The sequence below is a fragment of the Xanthomonas hyacinthi genome (assembly GCF_009769165.1).
GTDB lineage: Bacteria > Pseudomonadota > Gammaproteobacteria > Xanthomonadales > Xanthomonadaceae > Xanthomonas_A > Xanthomonas_A hyacinthi.
Window position 1 is genome coordinate 520929 of record NZ_CP043476.1, and the last position, 21883, is coordinate 542811.

Below are 21883 nucleotides of genomic sequence, written 5' to 3' on the forward strand. Positions count from 1 at the left end.
CGGTAAGCGAATGGAACCTCTGCGGCGGCGCTGCCATGGCGACCGCCGCGCGCATCAGGCGAACGGCCGATCGATCGCCGGCGACGGCGGCGTGAACCACTGCGCGCCGTGTTCGGTGACGTAGAAATGGTCTTCCAGGCGCACGCCGAACTCGCCCGGCACCACGATCATCGGCTCGTTGCTGCAGCACATGCCGGGCGCCAATGCCAGCGCGTTGCCGCGCACCAGGTACGGCGCCTCGTGGATGCTCATGCCGCAACCATGGCCGGTGCGGTGCGGCAATCCCGGCAGGCAATAGTCCGGGCCCAGGCCCGCCGCCTGCAGCACCTCGCGCGCCGCCTGGTCCACCGCGGCGCAACTCACGCCCGGACGCACCGCGGCGAACGCGGCCGCCTGCGCGTCGTGCTCCAGCTGCCAGATGCGCCGCTGCTTCTCGCTCGGCTTGCCGAAGATGTAGCTGCGGGTGATGTCGGAGTGGTAACCGTGCACGGTGCAGCCGGTATCGATCAGCACCAGCTCGCCTGGGCGCAACGTCTGCACCCCGGGGATGCCGTGCGGATACGCGGTGGCATGGCCGAACTGCACGATGCAGAAGGTGGAACCGTTGTCGGCGCCGAGCGCGCGATGCGCCTGGTCGATGAAGCGCACCAGCTCGGCGGTGGTGATGCCTGCGTGGATCAGGCCGGCGGCCAGCCGCTGCACCTGCAGGGTCATGTCGCAGGCCTGCTGCATCAGCGCCAGTTCCGCCGCCGACTTGCGCATGCGGCAGCCATCCACGATCGGCGTCGCGTCGCGGATCGCGACCCGGTCCAGCACCGCGCTCAGCCCGCTGTGCACGGCGAAGGCGATGCCCGGATCCAGCGCCAGCGCCTGCGCGCCGAGTTCGCTCAGCGCCTCGGCGACCAGCGCATGCGGATCCTCGTGTTCTTCCCACAGCCGCTTGCGCACCGGAATGCGCAGCACCGCGTCCAGCGAGCCGTCCTCGAACGCCGGGCAGATCAGCAGCGGATCGCCCTCGGCGGTCAGCAGCATCGCCACCAGGCGCTCGCTGGCGCCCCACGCCACGCCGGTGAAATAGCGCAGCGAGGCGCCGGCGCCGATCAGCAACGCATCGGCGCCGTGCGCGCGCAGCAGCTCGCGCGCCCGCGCCAGCCGCTGCCGGTATTCCTGCGGCTGGATCGGCGGCGCCTGCGCCGGCCACGGCGCCAGTTGCGCCTGCGCCATGGCCAGGCTCAGCCCGCCGATCTGCGCGGATGCGCTCATGCCGCGCGCTCCACGTCGGCCACGCTCCACTGGCCGTCGATCAGGCGCTGCACGCCGCCGGGATTGCGGTCGCGCAGCAGTTCCGGCAGCAGCGCATCGGGCAGGCCGTCGTAGCTGTGCAGCGCGGCGAAGCGGCGGATCGCCGCCGGCATGCCGACCGCGGTGAAGCCCGGATGGCCGGTGCTCGGGTACGGGCCGCCGTGATTCATCGCCGCACTGACCGCCACGCCGGTCGGCATCTTGTTGCAGATCAGGCGTCCCACCCGCGGCCGCAGCGCGGCGGCCAACGCGGCGAACAGCACGTCGTCGCTGCCGTCGGCGGCACGGTACACGGTGCCGGTGAGGTTGCCCTCCAGGCTGTGCGCCAGCGCGGTCATCTGCGCCAGGCCGGCGGCGCGCACCACCAGGCTGACCGGGCCGAACGCCTCGGTCTGCAGCGCCTCGGGCTGTTGCCCGAAGGCCTGCGCCGAAACCGCCAGCAAGGTCGGCGCATGCCGATAGCCCGGCTCTGGCGCGGCTTCGCCGCCGGCCAGCACGCTGGCGCCGGCATTGCGCAGCGTGGCCACGCCGCGCTGCAGATGCTCGAGCACGCCGCGCGAGAACAACAGGCTAGGCGCGGCGCCGGCGAAGTGCGCGCTGGCCGCGGCGACGAACGCATCACCGTCTTCGCCCTCGGGCACCACCACGATGCCGGGATTGGTGCAGAACTGGCCGCTGCCCATCGTGCACGAGGCGAAGAATTCCTGCGCCAGCGCGGTGCCGCGTTCGGCCAGCACGCCCGGCAGCAGGAACACCGGATTGACGCTGGACAACTCGACGTAGGCCGGCACCCCGGCGCGGTCGGCCGCCGCCTTCAGCGCCAGTCCGCCGGCACGGCTACCGGTGAAGCCGATCGCGCCCAGCCGCGGATCGCCGGCCAGTTCCAGGCCCAGCGTATTGTCGAAGTGGTACAGCAACTGCACCGCCGCGGCCGGCAGGCCGTTGTCCAGCAGTGCCTGGTGCGCGAGCTGCGCCAGGCGCTGGCTGGTGGCCGGATGCGACGGATGCGCCTTGGCGATGACCGGATTGCGCGCGGCGATGGCCGAGGCGAAATCGCTGCCGGCCACCGCGTTGAACGCGAACGGGAAATTGTTCGGCCCGAACACCAGCACAGGCTTGTGCAGCGGCCCCAGCTGCGCGCGCAGGCCGGCCGCGGTATCGATCACCGGCTGCGTCCAGCTATGGCTGCGCACCGCCTGCGCGGCCTGGCGCAGCTGCCCGCTGGCGCGCGGCAACTCCACCTTGGCCAGGCGCGGCTCCACCGGCAAGCCGGTTTCGGCGTGCGCCAGCGCGACCAACTGCTCCACGTCGGCATCGATCGCCGCGGCGTAGCTGTCGAGGAACCCGGCGATGCGTTCGGGCGCCGCCGCGGCCAGCGCGTCGGCGACCAGCACCGCCGCGCTCAGCGCCGCTTCCAGATCGGCGGCGCCGCTGATCGGGAACTCCGGTCCGAACGCGTTGCCGTCGCGCGGGTCCTCGGCGCGGAAGCTGCCGCGCGCCTCCAACGAGGGCTGCCAGTGGCCGGCAAGCAACAGCGGCTGCATGCTCATCTCAGAGCCCGGGATGGGTGGCGATGGCGTGGTCGATCACCTTCAGCGCCGCTTCGCGCTCGGCGCCGTCGACGACCAGGCGCGGCGCGCGCACGCGCTCGTTGCCCAGGCCGACCTTCTCCTGCACCAGCTTGATCAGCTGCACGAACTTGGGCACGGTGTCCAGGCGCAGCAGCGGCAGGAACCAGTCGTACAGCGCCTTGGCCGCCGGATAGCCGCCGTCGCGGGCCAGCTCGAACAGCTTCACCGACTCCTTCGGATACGCATTGACCAGGCCGGCGATCCAGCCCTTGGCGCCCATGCTGAGGCCTTCGACGATCGCATCGTCCATGCCCACCAGCAGCACCAGGCGGTCGTTGAGCAGCTCGCCCAGCGCGGCGAAGCGGCGCACGTCGCCGGAGGATTCCTTGACCGCTTGCAGCTGCGGGAATTCGGCGGCCAGCTCGGCGATCTGCGCCGGGCTGAAATCGGTCTTGTAGGCGACCGGGTTGTTGTACAGGATCACCGGCAGGTCGGTGGCGGCGATGACCGCACGCGCATGCGCGCCCATCTCGCGCCAGTCGGTGGAGTACACGTACGGCGGCAGCACCATGATCCCGCCGCAGCCGACCTGCCTGGCCGCCTGCGCCAGGCGCACGGCCTCGTCGGTGGACAGCGCGGCGATGCCCGGCACCACCGGGATGCGGCCGTCCAGCGCCTGCACCAGGGTCTTCAGGATCGCGACCTTGTCGTCGAAGCTGAGCGTGGCGGCCTCGCCGAGCGAACCCAGCGGCACGATCGCGGTGCAGCCGGCGTCGACCATGACCTGCGCATGCCTGGCCAGGAACGCGTGGTCGATGCTGCCGTCGGCGTTGAACGGAGTGGTGATGGCCGGCAGCACGCCGTACCAGAAAGAAGCCTTGCTCATGGGATTACACCTTGTCGAGGGTTGTGAGTGGAGGTTCGGAAAGAAATGGATCGGGAAGCGATTGGGCGAGCGCGTCCAGGCGCACCGGGAACAGCGGCGGCCGGCGGCCGTCGTCGGAAAAATCGTCGTGCCGCGGCGCCAATCCCAGCTCGGTCAGCGCGCTGCCGCAGATGCGGCCCTGGCAGGCGCCCATGCCGCAGCGCGAGACCAGCTTGGCCTCGCGCAGGTCGGCATGGCCGCGCAGCGCCGACAGCGGCACGTCTTCGCAGCGGCACACCAGCGTGTCGTCCGCGGCCAGCGCGTGGATGCGCGGGTCCAGCGCGAACTGGCGCTGCAGCAGCGCGGCGAACGCGCGCGCGCGGTGCCGCTGCGGTTGCAACGCCTGCGCCGCGGCCTCCTGCCCGGCCGCCAGGTGCCCGGTGATGGCGCCTTCGACGCGCGCGCAATCGCGCCCGCCAATGCCCAGCGCCTCGCCGGCGGCGTACACGCCTGCAACGCTGGTACGCAATTGCGCGTCCACCGCCACGCACGGATGCGCGCCGCTGCGCGCCAGGCGGCAGCCGAGCAGTTGCGCCAGCTCCACGTTCGGCACCAGGCCGTAGCCGACCGCCAGCTGGTCGCACTCGACACTGCGGCGGCCGCGCGGGCCGTCGATCTCCACCGACTGCAGCTGGCCGTCGCCCTGCGCCGCCAGCACCACGCTGCCGCTGTGATAACGCACCCCGGCCAGTTGCGCGCGCAGGCTCAGCGCCTGCAACGCCTTGTCCGGCCAGCGCCACGGCAGCTGCGCGGCGAAACCGGCCAGCGCACGCAGCGGGGCCTGTTCGACGATGCCCAGCACCTGCGCGCCGTGGCGGCGCAGCGTCGCCGCGCTGGCCAGCAGCAGCGGACCGCTGCCGGCGACCAGCACGCGCTTGCCGGCCAGCGGCCAGCCCTGCTTGGCCAGCGCCTGCGCGCCGCCGGCGCCGGTGACGCCAGGCAAGGTCCAGCCGGGGAACGGCAGCAGCAGTTCGCGCGCGCCGGTGGCCAGCACCAGCGCGTCGTAGCCGATCCAGCGCGCGCCCTGCGGGCCATCGGCCAGCAGTTGCCGGTCCTGCGCCATCAGCAACTGGGTCTGCGCCAGAAAGTCGATCCTGCTCGCCGCCAGCTGCGCCAGCACGCGCGCGGCCAGCCGCGGCGGCGCATGGGTCACGTCGTGGCGCCAGATCTGGCCGCCGGCGCGCGCCTGCAGATCGACCAGCGCCACGCGCCGGCCGTGCCCGGCGGCGGCCAACGCCGCCGCCAGTCCGGCCGGACCGGCACCGGCCACGACCACGTCGTACTGCAGCGCGCGCGGCTCAGCCATCGGTCCACACCTGCATGCCGTCGCGCACCGGGGTGATGCAGGCGCGCAACTGGCCGACGCCGTCGATGCGCACCCGGCATTCGCTGCACACGCCCATGCCGCACAGCGGCGCGCGCGGCTGGCCGTTGCGCGAGCGGCGGAAATGCACAGCCACCTGCGCCACCGCCGCAGCCACGCTGCTGCCGTCCAGCACCTCGACGGCCTGGCCATTGATCCGAAGGCGCAGCATCGGCGCGCTCACGACAGCGCCCGCGCCGGCGCGAACGGCGCCGGGTCCAGCGCGGGCGTGCGCTGCAGCAGCAGATCCAGCAACAGGCGCGCGCTGCCCAGCGCGGTGGTCACGCCCAGCCCTTCGTGGCCGGCCGCGACCCACACGTCGGCACGCTCCGGCACCGCGCCCAGGTAGGGACGGCCGTCGGGCGTGGCCGGACGCAGCCCGGTCCACACCCGGATCGCCTGCAACTGGCGCAACGCCGGCAGGAACGCGAACGCGCGCTCGAGCATGCGTTGCAGCATCGGCATCGACACGCTGCGGTCGCTGGCATCGAACTCGCGCGAGGAACCGATCAGGATCTGCCCGGTCGGCCGCGGCTGCACGTTGAACGCCACGCTGCTGCCGTCGCTGCCGTGCGCGCTGTCGGCATAGCCCAGCTCCAGCAACTGGTGGCCGACGAAGCCGGGATAGCGGTCGGTGATGACCAACTGGCCCTTGCGCGCGCGCATCGGCAGCTCCGGCAACAGCTCCGGCAGCGCGCAGCCGGTGGCGACCAGCACCGGCCCGCGCAGCGTGCTGCCGTCGTCCAGGCGCAGCCCGCTGGCGGCCAGCGCCAGCGCGCGGCGCCCGGCGTACAACTGCGCACCGGCGGACAGCGCACGCTCGAGCAGATGCCGCGCCATGCGCGGCGGATACACCACCGCCTCGGCGACCACGCGCATGCCGCCGGCCAGGCCCGGCACCAGCGCCGGCTCTAACCGGTACAGCGCGTCAGCATCGACCGCCTCGGCGCGCACCCCGGCCGCGGCCAGGCGCTGGATCTTGGCCGGGATCGCCTCCAGCTCGCGCGCCTGCCGCGCCACCCACAGCGTGCCGCAGCGGCTGAACTCGGCCGCCGGCAAGTGCGCGAATTCTTCCCACAGGCGCAGCGAATACGCCGACAGCGCCAGCTCCGCCGGATCCTCGTCCATCGCCACCAGATGCCCCATCGCCGCGGCGGTGGAACCGCCGCCGATCGTGCCCGACTCGACGATCGCCACCCGCAACCCGGCGGCCGCGGCCGCATCGGCGCAGGCCGCGCCGACGATGCCGGCGCCGACGACGATCAGGTCGAAACCGCTCATCCGGCGCCGATGCCCCAGGCGAACGGATCCTGCGCATCGATCAGCAGCTGCGCGCGGGCGGTGATGTGCGCCTGCCCGGTGATCCGCGGCAGCACGCCGCGGCTGCCGGGCACGTAGCTGGCTTCGAACATGCTGCCGAGGATGCCTTGCTGCCGCCACACCTGGCCGGCGGCCAGCTTGCCGTCGGCGGCCAGGCAGGCCAGCTTGGCGCTGGTGCCGGTGCCGCACGGCGAGCGGTCGTAGGCCAGGCCCGGGCACAGCACGAAGTTGCGCGCGTCGGCACCGGCGTCCGGGGCCAGGCCGTTGATCTCGATATGGTCGATCTCGCCGTCGTCGGCGCCGCGGATGCCGGCCGCCTCCAGCGCCAGCCGCAGCGCCTCGGTGTAGGCGGTCAGCGCGCGCTGGTTGCGCAGCTCCAGCGCGCACGGCGTCTGCTCGGTGATGAAGAACCAGTTGCCGCCCCAGGCCACGTCGCCGCGCACGCGGCCGTAGCCGGGCACCTGCACCTCGATGCCGGTGGCGTGGCGATAGCTTTCCACGTTGTCCACCGAGACCCGGCCGTCGGCGTGCAGTTCCACCCCGACCGTGCCCACCGGGGTCTCGATGCGGTGCGTGCCCGGCGCCAGCCGGCCCAGTTCGGCCAGCGTGCGTACCAGGCCGATGGTGCCGTGGCCGCACATGCCCAGGTAGCCGACGTTGTTGAAGAAGATCACCGCGGCGCAGGCGTCGGCCGCGATCGGCGGCAACAGCAGCGCGCCGACCATGGTGTCCGAACCGCGCGGTTCGCAGGCGATGGCGCTACGCCAGCGATCGAAGCGATCGCGGAACAGATCGCGCCGTTGCGCCAGCGGGCCGGTGCCCAGGTCGGGGAAGCCGGCGACGACGACACGGGTCGGTTCGCCGCCGCTATGCGAGTCGATCACATCGAGTGTATGCATAGGTCCATGCTCACATTCCGGGCCACTGGCGGCTAGCAGCGTTTGCCTGTCATAAATGCGGAAATTCGCACAACCCTGGCGTCCCCGCAGGCCCGACTTAGGCTAGGATCGGTCCTCAGGGTGGGCATGCCGCGGCGTGCCTGCCGCCGCCGCCTACAACCGCCCGGTGAGTGCAGATGGATACTTTGATTTCCGCGCAGGAAATGCAGACGCTGTTCGACGCGCTGCCGGACGTGGTGTTCTTCGTCAAGGACCGCGATGGCCGCTACACCCACGTCAACCTGACCCTGGTGCGGCGCCTGGGCAAGAAATACCGTGCCGACCTGATCGGCAAATCGGCGCTGGAAGTGTTCCCGCTGCCGCTGGGCGGCAGCTACCTGATGCAGGACCGGCGCGTGCTGTGCGGGGAGATGATCGAGAACCAGCTGGAAGTGCACCTGTTCCCGAACCGCACCCCGGGCTGGTGCCTGACCTTCAAACGCCCGCTGTGCGAGCAGGACGAGGTGATCGGCGTGGTCGGCATCTCGCGCGACCTGGGCCAGCCCGACAGCCGCCATTCCGCCTACGAACGCATCAGCCGCGCGATGGAGCACATGCAGACCCACTACGGCGATAACCTGCGCGTGCAGACCCTGGCCGACCTGGCGGAACTGTCGGTGGCGCAGCTGGAACGGCACTTCCGCCGCGTGTTCCAGCTGACCCCGCAACAGTTGCTGACCAAGATGCGCATCGAAGCGGCGATGCGCCTGCTGCACGGCGAGGACAGCATCGCCAGCATCGGCCAGGCCTGCGGCTTCGCCGACCAGAGCGCGTTCGCGCGCCAGTTCAAGGCCACCGTCGGCATGACCCCGCGCGACTACCGCTCGATGAAGGGCAGGCTCTGAGGGGCGAGGATTGGGGATTGGGGATTAGGGACTTCGTAAGGGCGCTGCGTCTGCAGGGCTGCAGGAATGCCGCTTTTACGAATTCCCAATCCCCAATCCCGGCCCCAACAGGCACAAGTGGTAGCATTCCCGGTTTCCGGTCCACGCGTTATCCATGGTCAGCCTATTCCGCCGCAACAAGCCCCAGGACCACGCTGGCGATAGCCGCAGCACCCAGCGCTACAGCATCGAGGAGTTGGCTGCCGCCTTCCCCAAGCCAGCCGGCGCAGCGCCGGGCGCCGAGCCCGCCGCCGTGGAAGCGCCTGTCGCTGAACAGGCACCGCCGCACGCGGCGCCAGCCGCAGCGCCAGTGGCGCGCGACAGCAGCCGTCCGAGCGCCGACGCCGCACCGCTGCCGCCTGCCCCGATCGCCGTGCCGCACCCCGGTGCAACGCCGCTGCCGCCACAGGCGCCGACCGCGCCAGCGGAAGCGCGCGTTCCCGCCCCGGCCGCCCCCGCCGTGGCGACGCCCAGCGCGCCCACGCCCACGCCGGTGCCGGCGAGCGCGCTCGCCGCAGGCGACGACCTGCAGCGCAGCGACGCCCCGCCCGCCGCGCCCGCCGGCAAGTCCGGCTGGCGCGAACGCCTGCGCAACAGCGCCATCGCGCGCAGCTTCGGCGGCCTGTTCTCGCGCAATCCCAAGCTCGACGACGACCTGCTCGACGAGATCGAGACCGCGCTGATCACCGCCGACGTCGGCGTGCCGGCGACCACCGCGCTGATCGAGAGCCTGCGCAAGCGCATGAAGGCGCGCGAATTCGTCGATGCGCAGGCACTGCTGCGCGCGTTGCGCGCCGACCTGATCGCGATCCTGCAACCGGTCGCCAGGCCGCTGCAGATCGACCGCAGCGCCAAGCCCTTCGTGGTGCTCACGGTCGGCGTCAACGGCGTCGGCAAGACCACCACCATCGGCAAGCTGGCCAAGCGCTTCAAGGACGAAGGCCACAGCCTGATGCTGGCCGCCGGCGATACCTTCCGCGCCGCCGCGGTGGCGCAGCTGCAGGCCTGGGGCGATCGCAACGGCGTCACCGTGATCGCGCAGGGCCAGAACGCCGACGCCGCCTCGGTCGCGTTCGACGCGCTGCAGGCCGGCAAGGCGCGCGGCACCGAGGTGCTGATCGCCGATACCGCCGGGCGCCTGCACACCCAGACCGGGCTGATGAACGAGCTGGGCAAGATCCGCCGCGTGCTCGGCAAGCTCGACCCGGCCGCACCGCACGAGGTGCTGATGGTCATCGACGGCACCACCGGTCAGAACGCGCTGTCGCAGCTGCGCCAGTTCCACGCCGCGGTCGGCGTCACCGGGCTGGTGGTGACCAAGCTCGACGGCACCGCCAAGGGCGGCGTGGTGTTCGCGCTGGCGCGCGAGTTCGGCATCCCGATCCGCTACGCCGGCATCGGCGAGCGCCCGGAAGACCTGCGCGTATTCGACGCCGAAGCCTTCGTCGACGCACTGCTGCCCGAAGCCCTGGGCGCCTGACCTAAAGCCCCTCTCCCCCCGGGAGAGGGGTTGGGGTGAGGGTACGGCGCGAAAGCGTCTCGCCGACCCAAGTACGAGGGTACGGCGCGAAAGCGTCTCGCCGACCCAACTACACGGAGCTTCGCCCGTACCCTCATCCGCCCCTTCGGGGCACCTTCTCCCGATGGGAGAAGGAACCACTCGATGCCAGCATGCGCCAGCCCCCCGACACCTTCACCACCCGCCTGCTCGCCTGGTTCGACCACTCCGGCCGCCACGACCTGCCCTGGCAGCATCCGCGCAGCCCGTATCGCGTGTGGCTGTCGGAAATCATGCTGCAGCAGACCCAGGTCGCGGTGGTGATCCCGTACTTCCTGCGCTTCCTGCAGCACTTCCCGACCCTGCCCGCGCTGGCCGCCGCCGACAACGACGCGGTGATGGCGCAATGGGCCGGGCTGGGCTACTACGCCCGCGCGCGCAACCTGCATGCCGCGGCCAAGCGCTGCGTGGAGCTGCACGATGGCGAACTGCCACGCGATTTCGATGCGCTGCACGCGCTGCCCGGGATCGGCCGCAGCACCGCCGGCGCGATCCTGAGCCAGGCCTGGAACGAGCGCTTCCCGATCCTGGACGGCAACGTCAGGCGCGTGCTGACCCGTTATCACGGCATCGCCGGCTATCCGGGCCTGCCGGCGGTGGAGAAGCCGCTGTGGGCGATCGCGCAGGCCCACGTGGCCGCGGTCGCCAACGGCCGCATGGCCGACTACACCCAGGCGCAGATGGATTTCGGCGCCACCCTGTGCACCCGCGCCAACCCGGCCTGCGTGCTGTGCCCGCTGCAGCACGACTGCGTGGCGCGCCGCGACGGCCTGACCGAAGCGCTGCCCACGCCCAAGCCGGGCAAGACCCTGCCCGAGCGCGAGGCGCTGGCGCTGCTGCTGGAAAACGCCGCCGGCGAGCTGCTGCTGCAGCGGCGCCCGCCGAGCGGCATCTGGGCCTCGCTGTGGACGCTGCCGCAGGCCGAGAGCGAGAGCGAGCTGCGCGCCTGGTTCGAACGCGAAACCCGCGGCCGCGACTTCGACGACGCCGAGCCGATGCCGCCCATCGTCCACACCTTCAGCCACTACCGGCTGCACCTGCAGCCGCTGCGCCTGCGCAAGGTCGCCTTGCGCGACGCGGTACGCGACAATGACGACCTGCGCTGGGTGGCGCGTGCCGACCTGTCCGCACTCGGCCTGCCCGCCCCGATCCGCAAACTGCTCGACGGCCTCTGATCGTCGCCCGCCGCGCCACCAGGAACCGCCATGTCCCGCACCGTCTTCTGCCAGTACCAGCAACGCGACGCCGAAGGGCTCGACTACGTGCCGTATCCCGGCGACATCGGCCAGCGCGTGTTCGCGCAGATCGGCAAGGCCGGCTGGCAGGCCTGGCTGGCGCACCAGACCATGCTGATCAACGAGAACCGGCTGTCGCCGCGCGACCCCAAGCACCGCGCGTTCCTCGAAGCGGAGCTGGAGAAATTCCTGTTCCAGGGCGGCGCGCCCAAGCCCGAGGGCTATGTGGCGCCGGAAGAGCAGGCCTGAGGCACAGCCGCCAGCGCCTGCGGCGGCGGCCGCGCCGATATGGTTGAAATACGGCATTTCGCCATATACGATGCTCCCGACACCCCGCCGCCTCTGCTGGAACGCCCATGAGCGACTTCAAGAAAATCACCGTCAACCTGCCGACCGAGCAGGTGGATTTCCTGCAGCAGCTCGCCGCCAAGGAAAAGGTTTCCGTGGTCGACGTGCTTCGCCGGGCGATCAACTCCGAGAAGTTCTTCACCGACAACGAAGCGGCCAACCGCAAGATCCTGGTCGAGGACGGAACCCGCATCCGCGAGGTCATCCGCAGGTAAGGTCATTGCGGGCAGTCCGCTGCCTGCCGCACAAGGAAGCGCTCCCATGCAACAGCCGCAAGCTGCAGACGGACCGCCGCCGGGCACCGGTTCAGGCGATACGCCATCGTCCCAGACGCGCGCCGATGCCGATACGCTGGATCTCACCGGCGAACGGTCGAGCGACACCCCCGCCATCACCCCGCGCCTGGGCGACGACTACGATCCGCGGCCGCACGAGGACCAGGCGAGGCGCCACATCGCCTACATGCTGATCGGCCTGCTGTGGGTGGTGGTGGCCGGGCTGCTGATCCTGGTGGCCTGGAGCGGCATCCAGGTGCAGGACATCAAGGAGTTCGCGGTGCTGCTCGGCCCCGTCGTCACCCTGGTCTCGGCCGCGACCGGCTTCTACTACGGCACGAAATCGAAATAGATAGGCGCGCCACGGAGTCCGCTCCGCGCCGGCGACGCCGCATCGGCAGCTCAACTGCCGGTCCGCTCCTGCACCTTGGCCTCGCGCAGCTCCTTTTCCGAGGTACGCAGCGCTTTCACGTCGAGCGGGCGGATGCTCTGGATGCGGCACGGCAGGCGGATCGCGCCCGGGCTGCCGCCGATCACCAGCACGTCGTCGAAACGCGCCGAAACGCGGTCGCCGAAATGGGTGATGGCGATCGTCGGCGCGTAATCCAGGTCCGCGCAGCGGCCGCTCAATTCCAGCAGATAGGCCTGGTTCGGGCGCGTCCACACCGCCAGCGCGCTGTCGCCGAGCGCGGTCCAGCCGCTGATCCGGTTGAAGTACTGGAAGTCGCGCACCGGCGCGGCGGCATGGGCGCGGTACAGCGCCAGGCGCTCGTCGTCGCTGAGGCGGTTGCTGGCGCAGCCGGCCAGCAGCGCGGCCAGCCCCAGCGATGACAGCAGCAGGCGTTTCATGGTGGAGGCTCCCGGTCGCGACAGGCGCATGATGCACCCGCGCCAGGCATGCCCTTATGCCCGCACGCAGCACATTCAGCAAGCGGGCAGCTGCCGCAGCCCGTGGCCACGGCGCGCTCAGCGCTGCGCGGTCTTCGCCGTTTCGCAGAAGCGCTGCCGGTACTCCAGCGCCTTGGGCATCAGCGCCTGCAGGTTCTGGATCCGCGTGCCCGGATTCGGGTGCGTGGACGAGAACTCCGGCGGCGCCTGGCCGCCGCCGCTGGCGCTCATCCGCTGCCACAGCGGCACCGCTTCGCGCGGATCGAAACAGGCCGCCGCGGCCAGCATCAGCCCGACCTCGTCGGCCTGGGTCTCGTGGCTGCGCGCGTACGGCAGCAGATAGCCGTAGCCCATCGCCGCCATCGCCATCTGCTGCTGTTGCGGGTCCATGCCGCTGGCCGCGCCGGCCATCTGCCCGATCTGGGTCAGCTTCTGCTGCGCCATGCGCTGCGCGCCGTGGCGCAGCAGCGCATGCGCGATCTCGTGGCCCATCACCACCGCCATCGCATCGGCGTTCCTGGCCACCGGCAGCAGGCCGGTGTAGACCGCCATCTTGCCGCCGGGCAGGCAGAACGCATTGGCCTGCTCGGACTCGATCACGTTGACCTCCCAATCGAAGCCGCGCGCGTAGTGCCTGGCCTGCATGCCGTGCTCGGCGGCGAGCGCGTCCTCGACCACGTCGACCTTGGCGATCAGCCGCTGCGCGATCGCGCGCACCTGCTGCGCCACCTGCGACTGCGGATCGACCGGATGCTCCTGCGCCAGGATCTCCTGATAGGCCTGCAGACCCAGCGCCTTCTCGTCCTCGACGCCGAGCGAACTGTCGATCAGCACCTTCTCGCCGGTGTACGGATCCTCGCTGCGGTTGGAGAACCAGTAGAACCCGGCGTACACGGCGAAGCCCAACAGCAGCAGCCAGCGCACGCCGCCCAGCGGCCCGCGGCGGCTCCCGCCCTGCTCCCCGCCCTGGCGGCCGAAGACGTTGCTCATATCCAATCCCCTTGTTGGCTGGTCGGCGGCGATGGCGCCTGCCTGTCCGCGGCACTGTAGCCGGGCGCGCTACGCGGCCGCGTCAAATTCCGCGCACCAGGCGGAACCCGACCCGGGCGCTGGTGGTGTCGGAGTCCTGCATCAGCCGCCAGGCGGCGCGGGTCTGCTCCGGCGCGTTGGCCCAGTTGCCGCCGCGCACCACCCGCGAGCGGCAGCCGGGGTTGTACCAGGCGGCGCCGTCGGCCGGCGCGCGACGGTAGCTGGAATGCCAGCAATCGGCGACCCACTCGCTGAGGTTGCCGCCCATGTCGTGCAGGCCCCAGGCATTGGCCTTGAAGCTGGCGACCGGCGCCGGCCCCCAGAAGCCGTCGGCATAGCCGACGAAGGCGTTGTTCCAGTGACGGCCGCCGGGCGAGACGTCGCCACCGCCGGTGAAGTTGCCGGTGCCGCGCGGCGGCGTGCCGGCGTTGCCCCACGGATAGCGGCCGCCGCTGCCGGCGCGCAGCGCGTATTCGAACTCGGCCTCGCTGGGCAGCCGGTAGTGACGCCCGGTCTGCTGCGACAGCCACGCCGCGTAGGCCTCGGCATCGCGCACGCTGACATGCATCACCGGACTGTTCGGCGCGGCGCGCGCGCCGTTGTAGCCGGACTGCCAGTCGGTGCCGCTGCGGCGCACGAAGTTGCCGCTGCGCTCGTCGTAGACGATCGAATGCCCGCGCCGGGTCGCCCGCGGCCGCGCGCCGCTGACCTCGACGAAGCGGCGGAACTCGGCCACGGTGACCTCGGTGATCGACATCGCGAAACCGCGGTCGAAGCGCACGTAATGCAGCGGCTGCTCCGCCGGCATCGCGCCCGGCTCGGTCTCGCTGGCGCCCATGCGGAAGCCGCCATGCGGCACCACGATCATCTGCGGCCCGCGCTCGCCGTTGCTCATGCCGTCGGTGAACACCTGGCCGGGACGGAAGCTGCCGTAGTGGGTGGCCAGGTCGATGCGCTCGCGCAGCATGGCCGCCACCGGATCGCCCGGATCGGCGATGCGCAGCGCCTCGCCCAATCTCTCGCGCGCCGCCTTCAGCCCGGCCGGCGTGGCCAGATCGCGCAGGCCGGCGTCGCGCAGCGCGGCGATGCGCGCGCTACGCACGCCTTCCACCCGTGCGCGCGCGTCGCGCACAGTGGCAGCGGCGTCGCGGATGCGTGCCGCGCGTGCCAGCCAGCTGCCGGCGGCGGCGAAATCGGACACCGCCGCGGCCGCCTCGGCGCGCCGGATCAGCGCGCTCTCCACCGCCGCCATGCCCTGCCGCGCGCGCGCTGCGTCGGCGTCCAGTTGCAGCGCTTCGCGGAAGTTGGCCAGCGCGCCGTTGCCGTCCTCGCCGAGCCGGCCGGCGCGCAGATCGTCTTCGCCGGCACGGTTGTAGGCCAGCACCCGCTGCGCGGTCTCCACCCGCTGCTGCAGGCGCCGCACCGCCGGATCGTCGGCATCCAGCGACAGCGCCACCATGGCGATGCGATCGGCGCGCTGCAGCGCCTGCTCCTGCTGCTCGGATACGCGCAACAACGCGGCGCCGAGCTGCAGCAGCCGGCGCCGCGCCGTGCGCAGGCCGTCGCGCGCCACCCGGTCCTGCGGCGCCAGTGCGCGGATCGCCAGGTACAGCGGGATCGCCGACTGCGCGTACTCGAACAGGCGATCCTCGGCCAGTGCGCGCGCGGCCTCGCGCCGCGCCTGCGCCAGATCGCCGCGCTCGAGCGCCGGCAGCGGCGGCTGCCAGCGCGCCACCGTCTCGGCGGCATCCTCACCGCCGATGGTGACGCTGGGCGCCTGCACCGGCTTGGCCGCCGCGGCCGGCGCCGGTTTGGCGGGCGCCGCCGCAGGCGCAGACGCCGGCCCGCTGCAGCCGCACGCCAGCGCGGCCAGCAGGGTCCAGGCGATCACACGGCCGTTCGTACGCACGCTTCCTCCCAACGACATTGGCTCCCGATGGCATCCGCGCCACCCCGTCCGTGCGGCCGGCGGGCCGACGTTGGGCTATTCTCGCCTGCCTGAGCAAACCCTGCATTCGACGGAAACCACGTGCCCTATTGGATCAAGCAACCCGCCGAGCTGGCCGAACGGCTGGCGCAGCGCCCGGCCAGGATCGGCCTGGATACCGAATTCGTCCGCGAACGCACCTACTGGCCGCAACTGGCGCTGGTGCAGATGGCGGTGGCCGACGAAATCCTGCTGATCGACCCGCTGATTCCCGGAATGCCGCAGGCGCTGGCGCCGTGGCTGTCGGACCCGGCCATCCTCAAGGTCATGCACAGCGCCAGCGAAGACCTGGTCGCGTTCAAATGCGCCTGCGGCGCGCTGCCGCGGCCCTTGTTCGATACCCAGATCGGCGCCGGCCTGGCCGGCATCGGTGCCGGCATGGGCTACCAGAAGCTGGTCCTGGAAATCACCGGCGTGCACCTGGCCAAGGGCGAGACCCGCTCGGACTGGCTGCGCCGCCCGTTGTCGCCGGCGCAGCTGGAGTACGCCGCCGACGACGTGCGCCACCTGTTCGCGATCCACGACGCGCTGCTCGCGCGGCTGCAGTTGCTGGACCGCAGCGCCTGGCTGCACGAGGACGGCGAGCGCCTGCTCGGCACCGTGGAGCACGACGAAGGCGAGCGCTGGCCGCAGCTGGGCATGCGCGCCGCACAGTTCATGGATCCGCCGTCGCAGCAGCGCCTGCTGCGCCTGCTGCGCTGGCGCGACGTGCAGGCCCGGCACAGCGACAAGCCGCGCAGCTGGATCCTGGACAACGAACTGGCCGCCACCCTGGCGCGCTTCCCGCCGGGCGAGCGCCACGCGCTGCAGGCGATGCTGGACAAGCACCCCAAGGCGCCGCGCAAGCTCGGCGACGCGCTGTGGCAGGCGCTGACCACGCCGCTGCCCGACGAAGCGGACGCGCCGCTGGCGCTGGCCTCCAGCGACGACAACAAGGCCGCCTTGAAGCGCCTGCAGGACGCGGTCTCCGCACGCAGCGCCGAACTCGGCCTGCCCGACGGCCTGCTCGCCTCGCGCAAACACCTGGAAGCCTTACTGGAAAGCGGCCAATGGCCGCAGCCGCTGGCCGGCTGGCGCCAGCGCGAACTGGAAGCGACGCTGCAGCCGCTGCTCGGCCGCGCCGCGGACTAAGGGATTTGAAGGTACTTGCGGAAGCGGCTCCGGGTGGCCTCGGGCCATCAGCCGCGACCGGCGTTGCCAGTAGCGCCGGTCGCGGCTGAAGTTGCTCCTACAGGGTTTGTCGCCTGCAAACACCGGCAGCGCAGCCACGGCGGCGGACAGCGCGCTGCCAAGCCTGCGGTTATTCCAGGCGCATGCCATTCACCGCCCGCGTTCTCCGCTGCAGTTTATCCGCGGCAAGGCACGAGCAACGCCAATGCCGCCGATAAACGCCATCGCGCATAAAAAAGCCGGGAGACCCGGCCTTTTTCGACCGATCAATATTTGACCAGCGGGAACTTCAGCTCCGGATGGCGCGCCTTCCACTCGTTGTAGGCGGCGGTGCCTTCCCAGGCGGCGAACGCCTTCGGCGTGCGGCCGCGGCCGGACCAGGTCTCGCCGGTATGCGGCAGCTGGTACTTCGGCTTGACCTCGCTGCGGCCGCCGGCGGACTTGGCGCTGGCCGCCTTCGGCGCCGCGCTGGTCACGTAAGCGGCGATCTCGTTGCGCTGCTTGGCGCTGAAGAACTCGGCGAACTGCTCCAGCAGCGACAGCACGTTGGCATGCGCGGCACTGGTCTCGCCTTCGCGCGCCTGCTTCTCCTGCTCTTCCAGTTTGCGAATCTCTTCGTGCAGCTTGGCCTTGGCTTCGGCGATTTGTTGCAAGTTGCGAGCTTCCGTCATTTTTTAAAGACCCGTGATAAAAGATTTGGAACGGACGGAATATTTCATCCGGAACGACGAAATCGTCTGACAGAGGATTTCGGCCTGCGATTATATCGACTCTATCCGATGGCTGCCGGGATGCGTCGCCGCATTTCCGCCTTCGCCAGCGTCCGCAGGCGACCGCGGCTGCGGACGCCCTGGCACGCCGCGCACCGCGCCGCCACCGATCCGCGCCCCTCTTGGCACGCACGCCCCGGGCCAGTTAGACTATGCGTCTGATGTGGGGCGGTAGCTCAGCCGGGAGAGCGTCGCGTTCGCAATGCGAAGGTCGAGGGTTCGATCCCCTTCCGCTCCACCACTCGTTCAGACGAAACGCCCCGGAGTCGCCTCCGGGGCTTTTTTGTGGCTGCGCGCATCGCCGACGCCGCGGCGAAGGCCGACCCGACCGCCGGCGAAGCGCGGCTCAGCCGGGTTCTTGCTGGTTGCCGGACTTGGGGCCGCGCTCGTGCCCCTCGCGCAGCTTCTGATCCCCCAGCCCGGATCGCTGCTTGGCCACCTCGTCCTGCGCGCGGTCCTGTTGGCCCTCCCGGATCCCGTGCTGCTTGTCGTCGTCTGCCATGGTCCGGACCTCGCGATGGCGGGCGGATGCCCTGTCCCGGAAACCCTAGCGAGGCCGTCGTGATGCGCATATCACGGCGAGCGCATTTCGCTTCGGACGACACGAGTCCAGTGCGACTGACGAGCCGTGCATGGCCGCGGCACCGCCACTTCGCCTCAGGCCGCGATCGGCAGCGCCGCGGCGATGGCGTCCACGCGCAGCAGGCGCGCGCGGTCCAGCAGGATCACCAGGCGGTCCTCCAGCTTGCCCATGCCCTGCAGCAACTCGTCGCGGATGCCGCTGCCGAACGACGGCGCCGCCTCGATCCGCTGCGCCGGGATGTCCAGCACCGCGCTGACCGCATCGACCAGCAGGCCGAACGCCTGGATCGCGCCGCCCTCCTCGGCGCTCACGATCACGATGCAGCTGCGCCGGGTGATGCGGCTGGGCGCGCGACCCAGCCGCAGTTGCAGGTCCACCACCGGCACCACTGCGCCGCGCAGGTTGATCACGCCGCGCACGCAGGCGGCATGGTCGGTACCGGGGTCGGCGCACGGTATTCGATGATCTCGTGGATGCCGTCGATGTTCAGGCCGAACAGTTCCTGTTCCAGTTGAAAGGTCAGGAACTGCGACGGCGCCTGTTCCGTTTCCAGCGGCACGGCCGCTGCGTTGTCCGGATGCGTGCCCATGCTGTGCTCCTCAGAAGCTGGCGAACTGGGATTCGTCCGGGCTGGCCATCGCGTACGCCGGCTGCGGCACGCGCGGGCGCGCACGCTTGGGTTCGACGCGACCGCTGCCGAGCGTCTTGGCGCTGGGCTTGTCGGTCGCGCGTGGCGGGCGCGGCGCCTCGCCGTGGCCCAGGCGGAAGAACGCCATCGACTGCTGCAGGTACTCGGCCTGCGAACTCATTTCCTCGGCGGTCGCGGCCAGTTCCTCGGACGCGGTGGCGTTCTGCTGCGTGGTCTGGCTCAGCTGCACCACCGCCGAGTTGATCTGCGCCACGCCGGAGGACTGCTCCTGCGACGCTGCGGCGATCTCCTGCACCAGGTCGGAGGTCTTCTTGATGCTGGGCACGATGGTCTCCAGCAGGCGCCCGGCCTTCTCCGCCAGCTCCACGCTGGAGCCGGCGACCTCGCCGATTTCCTGCGCGGCCACCTGGCTGCGTTCGGCCAGCTTGCGCACTTCCGCGGCGACCACCGCAAAGCCCTTGCCGTGCTCGCCGGCGCGCGCCGCCTCGATCGCCGCGTTCAGCGCGAGCAGATTGGTCTGGTAGGCGATGTCGTCGATGATGCCGATCTTGTGCGCGATCTGCTTCATCGCCGCCACCGTGGCCACCACCGCTTCGCCGCCCTCCACCGTCTCCCTGGCCGCCTGCGCGGCCATGCCGTCGGTGATGCGCGCGTTCTCGGTGTTCTGCCCGATCGAGGCGGTCATCTGCTCCAGAGAGGCGCTGGTTTCCTCCACGCCTGCCGCCTGCTCGGTCGAGGCCTGGCTCAGCGACTGCGCGGTCGCGCTGACTTCCTCCGACGCGCCGGCCAGGGTCTGCGCGCTGGCGTTGACCTCGCCGACCACCTGCTGCAGCTTCTCCACCATGCGCCGCATCGCCAGCAGCAATTGCCCGGCCTCGTCCTTCGCCGTGCTCTCGATCACGATGCTCAGGTCGCCCGCGGCCAGCGCATTGGCCACATCCACCGCCTTGCCGATCGGCCTGGTCACGCTGCGGCTGATGAAGAAACCCAGGCCCACCCCGAGCAACACGCCGCCGATGATGATCGCGATCAGCATCCTGGCACCGCTGACCTGGATCGCGGTGGTTGCGGCGCTGGCCTCGGCCGCGTGGGCTTCCTTGATGGTGGCCAGCTCGCTCATCAGCGTGTCGAGTTCGTCGGAGGCGCCGCGCACCGCGGTGGACAGCGCGATGAGTTCCGGATTGGGCTGCTGCAGCGGCTGCTGGGTGGCTTGCTCCAGGAACCGGCTGCGGTTGGCCAGGAACTGCTTCCACACTTCGTCGAAGCGGGCCAGCTTGGCCTTGGACTCGGGGCTGTCGAACGAGGCGCGCGCCTTGCCCATGTAATCGACCACGTTCGCGGTGTACTTGTCGATGTTGGCCAGGTGCTTGGCGCGCTCTTCCTGCGTGGTGGCCAACTGCAGGTTGGAGCGCGCGCGGCCGGCGTAGATGAGGTTGATGTTGGCTTCCTTGATGTTGGACAGGCCGACCAGCTCGCGTTCGTACAGCAGCGTGGCGTAGTCGTTGATGCGCCCGGAATTGCGGATGCCGATCGCGCCGATGCACGCGCCGATGGCCGCCACGATCAGGAACGCGCAGGTCAGCCTGATGCCGATTTTCATATTGCCCAACATGATGTCTCCCCGATTGTTTGGTAACGACCGCGCCACGACGACGCGTCCGGATGTGCTTCCCGCTGCACCACGTGGATCGGCAACGATCGCAACGGCGCCTGCAGCCGCGATGACCCGACGCGGCGCTGCATCGCCGTTGCTTGAGGGCTATCGGCAGGCTGGAACGTCGCCTTTAATCGGCGCCACGACTGCAGAATTCGGCACACAAGTGCGCGCTTGCGAGGCTTCGATGAATACGTACCGAGCCTTTCGGGGCGGTGTTTTGACGCTGCAGGAAGACGCTCGGCCAGGCTTGGCACTGACGCAGCACTTGTTCTCTGCGGCAAATTCCGCCCGTTCGCGCGCGGGGCTGAACTGGGATGTAAACCCAGGTTATTTGTAGACAAGCTGTGAAAATCGCGCGCATCTGAGCGCCGCCGCGCTGTTTCCTGAATGCGCTGGCGTTACTGAACAGGCCGCCGCCGCAGGAGCGCGTCTTCAGCGCAGCCTGGCGAGCATGGCGGCGATGGCATCGCGCGTGCCCGACGCCGCCGTCTCGGTCAGCCGCTGCCGCGCCACCGCGCTGTCGGCGGCGCTCAATTCCTGCATGAGACTCTCCACCGCGAAGTCTTCGTTGACCGTGCCGATGGTCTAGGCCTGCGGCTCCGGCAACACGCTGTAGTCGCCGGTCTCGGGAATGGTGCCGCCGGAAGTCGGCGCCGCCATGCGCGCGTCGCGGCGCTGGCGCACGCGGCGATGCACCGCGTCGCGATGCAGAACGCATCGAGCGCGGCGAGAAACGCAGTCGATGTCTTGCCGGAGCCGGTCGGCGCCGCCACCAAGGTGTGCCCCCGCCTGGATCGCCGGCCATGCAGCCAGCTGCGCTGGCGTCGGCGCAGCAAAACGGCGCTCGAACCAGCGAGCGACGGCAGAATGGAAACGCGCTTGCACGAACGACATGCGGTCTCCTGCGACGCACCGTTGCGATCGAATGCGCTGCGCGCGAAAAGATGGAATGTCCTGATTGTCCTTGCCGCGACAATCGAGTCAATGGCGCATCGAAAAGATGGTGACGTTACCAACGCAGATCCGGCGAACCTGCGCGGCGCAGCTGTTTTCAAGGGGTTTTTCGGTTAATCGTTCAGTGAAAAATCGCTCTGTCTACCACACGCACCGAGATGCGCGGTTATGTTGTCGATGACGTCACGCCTGCGCATCTAGCGTTAGCGCAACGGACGTGAAACTCGCTTCGGGGAGCCTTGCATGCAGCATGGCAGCATGATCGAACAACAGCGTCGATGCCGACGCAGCAACGCCGTCGCGGCGCACGCCTGTGCGCTTGCGACGGCGTTGCGCGGCGCACGCGCGGGCCACGCTGGCCATCACGCACAAGGAGCGCATTGCGGCGTTCGCCTGCTGCAGCGGCTCGCACCAGCGCGGCGCAGGCGCTGGCAAATCGCTTCCCCTTTCCCTGCTCCATCCGCCCGCCATCGGCGG

At 70.6% G+C, this 21883-nt stretch carries 22 protein-coding genes, 1 tRNA gene and 1 pseudogene; 9 read left to right on the plus strand and 15 right to left on the minus strand.

Annotation, left to right across the window (positions count from 1 at the left end; genetic code table 11):
• Positions 1-54: 54 nt before the first annotated feature.
• The 7 genes from FZ025_RS02345 to FZ025_RS02375 are packed head-to-tail and all read right to left on the minus strand — an operon-like array spanning position 55 to position 7380.
• On the minus strand, positions 55-1263 hold the full coding sequence (locus tag FZ025_RS02345) for a M24 family metallopeptidase (RefSeq protein WP_046977652.1): 1209 nt from the start codon (positions 1261-1263) through the stop codon (positions 55-57).
• The gene (locus FZ025_RS02350; protein ID WP_046977651.1) at positions 1260-2852 is read right to left on the minus strand and encodes an aldehyde dehydrogenase family protein; all 1593 of its coding nucleotides are present in this window, start codon (positions 2850-2852) and stop codon (positions 1260-1262) included. Before FZ025_RS02350 ends, FZ025_RS02345 begins: the two co-directional genes overlap by 4 nt.
• Before the next feature lies 1 nt (position 2853).
• Positions 2854-3759: a dihydrodipicolinate synthase family protein gene (locus FZ025_RS02355; protein ID WP_104558661.1), complete on the minus strand. Its 906-nt coding sequence runs from the start codon at positions 3757-3759 to the stop codon at positions 2854-2856.
• Between the two features lie 4 nt (positions 3760-3763).
• Positions 3764-5104: an NAD(P)/FAD-dependent oxidoreductase gene (locus FZ025_RS02360; RefSeq protein ID WP_046977649.1), complete on the minus strand. Its 1341-nt coding sequence runs from the start codon at positions 5102-5104 to the stop codon at positions 3764-3766.
• Complete coding sequence (locus FZ025_RS02365) at positions 5097-5333, minus strand: (2Fe-2S)-binding protein (RefSeq protein ID WP_046977648.1); 237 nt, start codon at positions 5331-5333, stop codon at positions 5097-5099. Before FZ025_RS02365 ends, FZ025_RS02360 begins: the two co-directional genes overlap by 8 nt.
• Positions 5334-5341: 8 nt before the next feature.
• Positions 5342-6442 carry an NAD(P)/FAD-dependent oxidoreductase gene (locus FZ025_RS02370; protein ID WP_046977647.1) on the minus strand — a complete coding sequence of 367 codons (1101 nt, stop codon included), beginning with the start codon at positions 6440-6442 and terminating at the stop codon, positions 5342-5344.
• Positions 6439-7380: a 4-hydroxyproline epimerase gene (locus FZ025_RS02375; RefSeq protein ID WP_046977646.1), complete on the minus strand. Its 942-nt coding sequence runs from the start codon at positions 7378-7380 to the stop codon at positions 6439-6441. Before FZ025_RS02375 ends, FZ025_RS02370 begins: the two co-directional genes overlap by 4 nt.
• A 176-nt stretch (positions 7381-7556) precedes the next feature.
• Here FZ025_RS02375 and FZ025_RS02380 point away from each other — a divergent pair, with 176 nt between their 5' ends.
• The 6 genes from FZ025_RS02380 (at position 7557) to FZ025_RS02405 (ending at position 12071) form a co-directional block, all read left to right on the plus strand.
• Complete coding sequence (locus FZ025_RS02380; RefSeq protein ID WP_046977645.1) at positions 7557-8264, plus strand: AraC family transcriptional regulator; 708 nt, start codon at positions 7557-7559, stop codon at positions 8262-8264.
• A 154-nt stretch (positions 8265-8418) separates the two neighbouring features.
• The gene (gene ftsY / locus FZ025_RS02385; RefSeq protein ID WP_104558662.1) at positions 8419-9783 is read left to right on the plus strand and encodes a signal recognition particle-docking protein FtsY; all 1365 of its coding nucleotides are present in this window, start codon (positions 8419-8421) and stop codon (positions 9781-9783) included.
• 191 nt (positions 9784-9974) lie between these two features.
• On the plus strand, positions 9975-11036 hold the full coding sequence (gene mutY / locus FZ025_RS02390) for an A/G-specific adenine glycosylase (protein WP_046977805.1): 1062 nt from the start codon (positions 9975-9977) through the stop codon (positions 11034-11036).
• A gap of 30 nt (positions 11037-11066) precedes the next feature.
• Complete coding sequence (locus tag FZ025_RS02395) at positions 11067-11345, plus strand: oxidative damage protection protein (protein WP_046977806.1); 279 nt, start codon at positions 11067-11069, stop codon at positions 11343-11345.
• Positions 11346-11452: 107 nt separating this feature from the next.
• The gene (locus tag FZ025_RS02400) at positions 11453-11659 is read left to right on the plus strand and encodes a CopG family transcriptional regulator (protein ID WP_046977807.1); all 207 of its coding nucleotides are present in this window, start codon (positions 11453-11455) and stop codon (positions 11657-11659) included.
• 46 nt (positions 11660-11705) lie between these two features.
• Positions 11706-12071: a hypothetical protein gene (locus FZ025_RS02405; protein ID WP_244292446.1), complete on the plus strand. Its 366-nt coding sequence runs from the start codon at positions 11706-11708 to the stop codon at positions 12069-12071.
• 50 nt (positions 12072-12121) lie between these two features.
• Here FZ025_RS02405 and FZ025_RS02410 read toward each other — a convergent pair whose 3' ends face one another.
• The 3 genes from FZ025_RS02410 to FZ025_RS02420 all read right to left on the minus strand — a co-directional run bounded on the left by FZ025_RS02410 (position 12122) and on the right by FZ025_RS02420 (position 15563).
• On the minus strand, positions 12122-12568 hold the full coding sequence (locus FZ025_RS02410; protein ID WP_046977808.1) for a DUF6491 family protein: 447 nt from the start codon (positions 12566-12568) through the stop codon (positions 12122-12124).
• A 117-nt stretch (positions 12569-12685) separates the two neighbouring features.
• Positions 12686-13597: a M48 family metallopeptidase gene (locus FZ025_RS02415; protein ID WP_046977809.1), complete on the minus strand. Its 912-nt coding sequence runs from the start codon at positions 13595-13597 to the stop codon at positions 12686-12688.
• Between the two features lie 82 nt (positions 13598-13679).
• Positions 13680-15563 (minus strand): formylglycine-generating enzyme family protein, encoded by a 1884-nt coding sequence (locus FZ025_RS02420; RefSeq protein ID WP_046977810.1) that lies wholly within the window; start codon positions 15561-15563, stop codon positions 13680-13682.
• A 102-nt stretch (positions 15564-15665) separates the two neighbouring features.
• On the opposite strand from FZ025_RS02420, the gene rnd reads away from it, so the two are divergent.
• The gene (rnd, locus tag FZ025_RS02425) at positions 15666-16754 is read left to right on the plus strand and encodes a ribonuclease D (protein ID WP_046977811.1); all 1089 of its coding nucleotides are present in this window, start codon (positions 15666-15668) and stop codon (positions 16752-16754) included.
• A 305-nt stretch (positions 16755-17059) separates the two neighbouring features.
• On the opposite strand, the gene FZ025_RS02430 is transcribed toward rnd, so the two are convergent.
• Positions 17060-17464 (minus strand): H-NS histone family protein, encoded by a 405-nt coding sequence (locus FZ025_RS02430; RefSeq protein ID WP_046977812.1) that lies wholly within the window; start codon positions 17462-17464, stop codon positions 17060-17062.
• Between the two features lie 264 nt (positions 17465-17728).
• Here FZ025_RS02430 and FZ025_RS02435 point away from each other — a divergent pair.
• Positions 17729-17804: transfer RNA gene (locus FZ025_RS02435), tRNA-Ala, on the plus strand.
• A gap of 105 nt (positions 17805-17909) precedes the next feature.
• On the opposite strand, the gene FZ025_RS21825 is transcribed toward FZ025_RS02435, so the two are convergent.
• From FZ025_RS21825 to FZ025_RS21945, 4 genes and pseudogenes are all read right to left on the minus strand, one after another.
• Positions 17910-18065: a hypothetical protein gene (locus tag FZ025_RS21825; protein ID WP_167523865.1), complete on the minus strand. Its 156-nt coding sequence runs from the start codon at positions 18063-18065 to the stop codon at positions 17910-17912.
• Between the two features lie 155 nt (positions 18066-18220).
• Positions 18221-18735 (minus strand): annotated as a pseudogene (locus FZ025_RS02440) (chemotaxis protein CheW).
• Positions 18736-18745: 10 nt separating this feature from the next.
• The gene (locus tag FZ025_RS02445) at positions 18746-20407 is read right to left on the minus strand and encodes a methyl-accepting chemotaxis protein (RefSeq protein WP_046977813.1); all 1662 of its coding nucleotides are present in this window, start codon (positions 20405-20407) and stop codon (positions 18746-18748) included.
• 630 nt (positions 20408-21037) lie between these two features.
• On the minus strand, positions 21038-21346 hold the full coding sequence (locus FZ025_RS21945) for a hypothetical protein (protein WP_046977814.1): 309 nt from the start codon (positions 21344-21346) through the stop codon (positions 21038-21040).
• Here FZ025_RS21945 and FZ025_RS02460 point away from each other — a divergent pair.
• Positions 21332-21523 carry a hypothetical protein gene (locus tag FZ025_RS02460; RefSeq protein ID WP_146093568.1) on the plus strand — a complete coding sequence of 64 codons (192 nt, stop codon included), beginning with the start codon at positions 21332-21334 and terminating at the stop codon, positions 21521-21523. The genes FZ025_RS21945 and FZ025_RS02460 overlap by 15 nt on opposite strands.
• Positions 21524-21883 lie beyond the last annotated feature (360 nt).

Bases quoted from the DNA above. Each gene is read 5' to 3' on its own strand.
- FZ025_RS02345 (WP_046977652.1), bottom strand. From the start codon at position 1,263: ATGAGCGCATCCGCGCAGATCGGCGGGCTGAGCCTGGCCATGGCGCAG.
- FZ025_RS02365 (WP_046977648.1), bottom strand. From the start codon at position 5,333: ATGCTGCGCCTTCGGATCAATGGCCAGGCCGTCGAGGTGCTGGACGGC.
- FZ025_RS02410 (WP_046977808.1), bottom strand. From the start codon at position 12,568: ATGAAACGCCTGCTGCTGTCATCGCTGGGGCTGGCCGCGCTGCTGGCC.
- FZ025_RS02355 (WP_104558661.1), bottom strand. From the start codon at position 3,759: ATGAGCAAGGCTTCTTTCTGGTACGGCGTGCTGCCGGCCATCACCACT.
- FZ025_RS02445 (WP_046977813.1), bottom strand. From the start codon at position 20,407: ATGTTGGGCAATATGAAAATCGGCATCAGGCTGACCTGCGCGTTCCTG.
- FZ025_RS21945 (WP_046977814.1), bottom strand. From the start codon at position 21,346: ATGTCGTTCGTGCAAGCGCGTTTCCATTCTGCCGTCGCTCGCTGGTTC.
- FZ025_RS02420 (WP_046977810.1), bottom strand. From the start codon at position 15,563: ATGTCGTTGGGAGGAAGCGTGCGTACGAACGGCCGTGTGATCGCCTGG.
- FZ025_RS02380 (WP_046977645.1), top strand. From the start codon at position 7,557: ATGGATACTTTGATTTCCGCGCAGGAAATGCAGACGCTGTTCGACGCG.
- FZ025_RS02395 (WP_046977806.1), top strand. From the start codon at position 11,067: ATGTCCCGCACCGTCTTCTGCCAGTACCAGCAACGCGACGCCGAAGGG.
- ftsY (WP_104558662.1), top strand. From the start codon at position 8,419: ATGGTCAGCCTATTCCGCCGCAACAAGCCCCAGGACCACGCTGGCGAT.
- FZ025_RS02350 (WP_046977651.1), bottom strand. From the start codon at position 2,852: ATGAGCATGCAGCCGCTGTTGCTTGCCGGCCACTGGCAGCCCTCGTTG.
- mutY (WP_046977805.1), top strand. From the start codon at position 9,975: ATGCGCCAGCCCCCCGACACCTTCACCACCCGCCTGCTCGCCTGGTTC.
- FZ025_RS02360 (WP_046977649.1), bottom strand. From the start codon at position 5,104: ATGGCTGAGCCGCGCGCGCTGCAGTACGACGTGGTCGTGGCCGGTGCC.
- FZ025_RS02430 (WP_046977812.1), bottom strand. From the start codon at position 17,464: ATGACGGAAGCTCGCAACTTGCAACAAATCGCCGAAGCCAAGGCCAAG.
- FZ025_RS02370 (WP_046977647.1), bottom strand. From the start codon at position 6,442: ATGAGCGGTTTCGACCTGATCGTCGTCGGCGCCGGCATCGTCGGCGCG.
- FZ025_RS02405 (WP_244292446.1), top strand. From the start codon at position 11,706: ATGCAACAGCCGCAAGCTGCAGACGGACCGCCGCCGGGCACCGGTTCA.
- FZ025_RS21825 (WP_167523865.1), bottom strand. From the start codon at position 18,065: ATGGCAGACGACGACAAGCAGCACGGGATCCGGGAGGGCCAACAGGAC.
- FZ025_RS02415 (WP_046977809.1), bottom strand. From the start codon at position 13,597: ATGAGCAACGTCTTCGGCCGCCAGGGCGGGGAGCAGGGCGGGAGCCGC.
- FZ025_RS02400 (WP_046977807.1), top strand. From the start codon at position 11,453: ATGAGCGACTTCAAGAAAATCACCGTCAACCTGCCGACCGAGCAGGTG.
- FZ025_RS02375 (WP_046977646.1), bottom strand. From the start codon at position 7,380: ATGCATACACTCGATGTGATCGACTCGCATAGCGGCGGCGAACCGACC.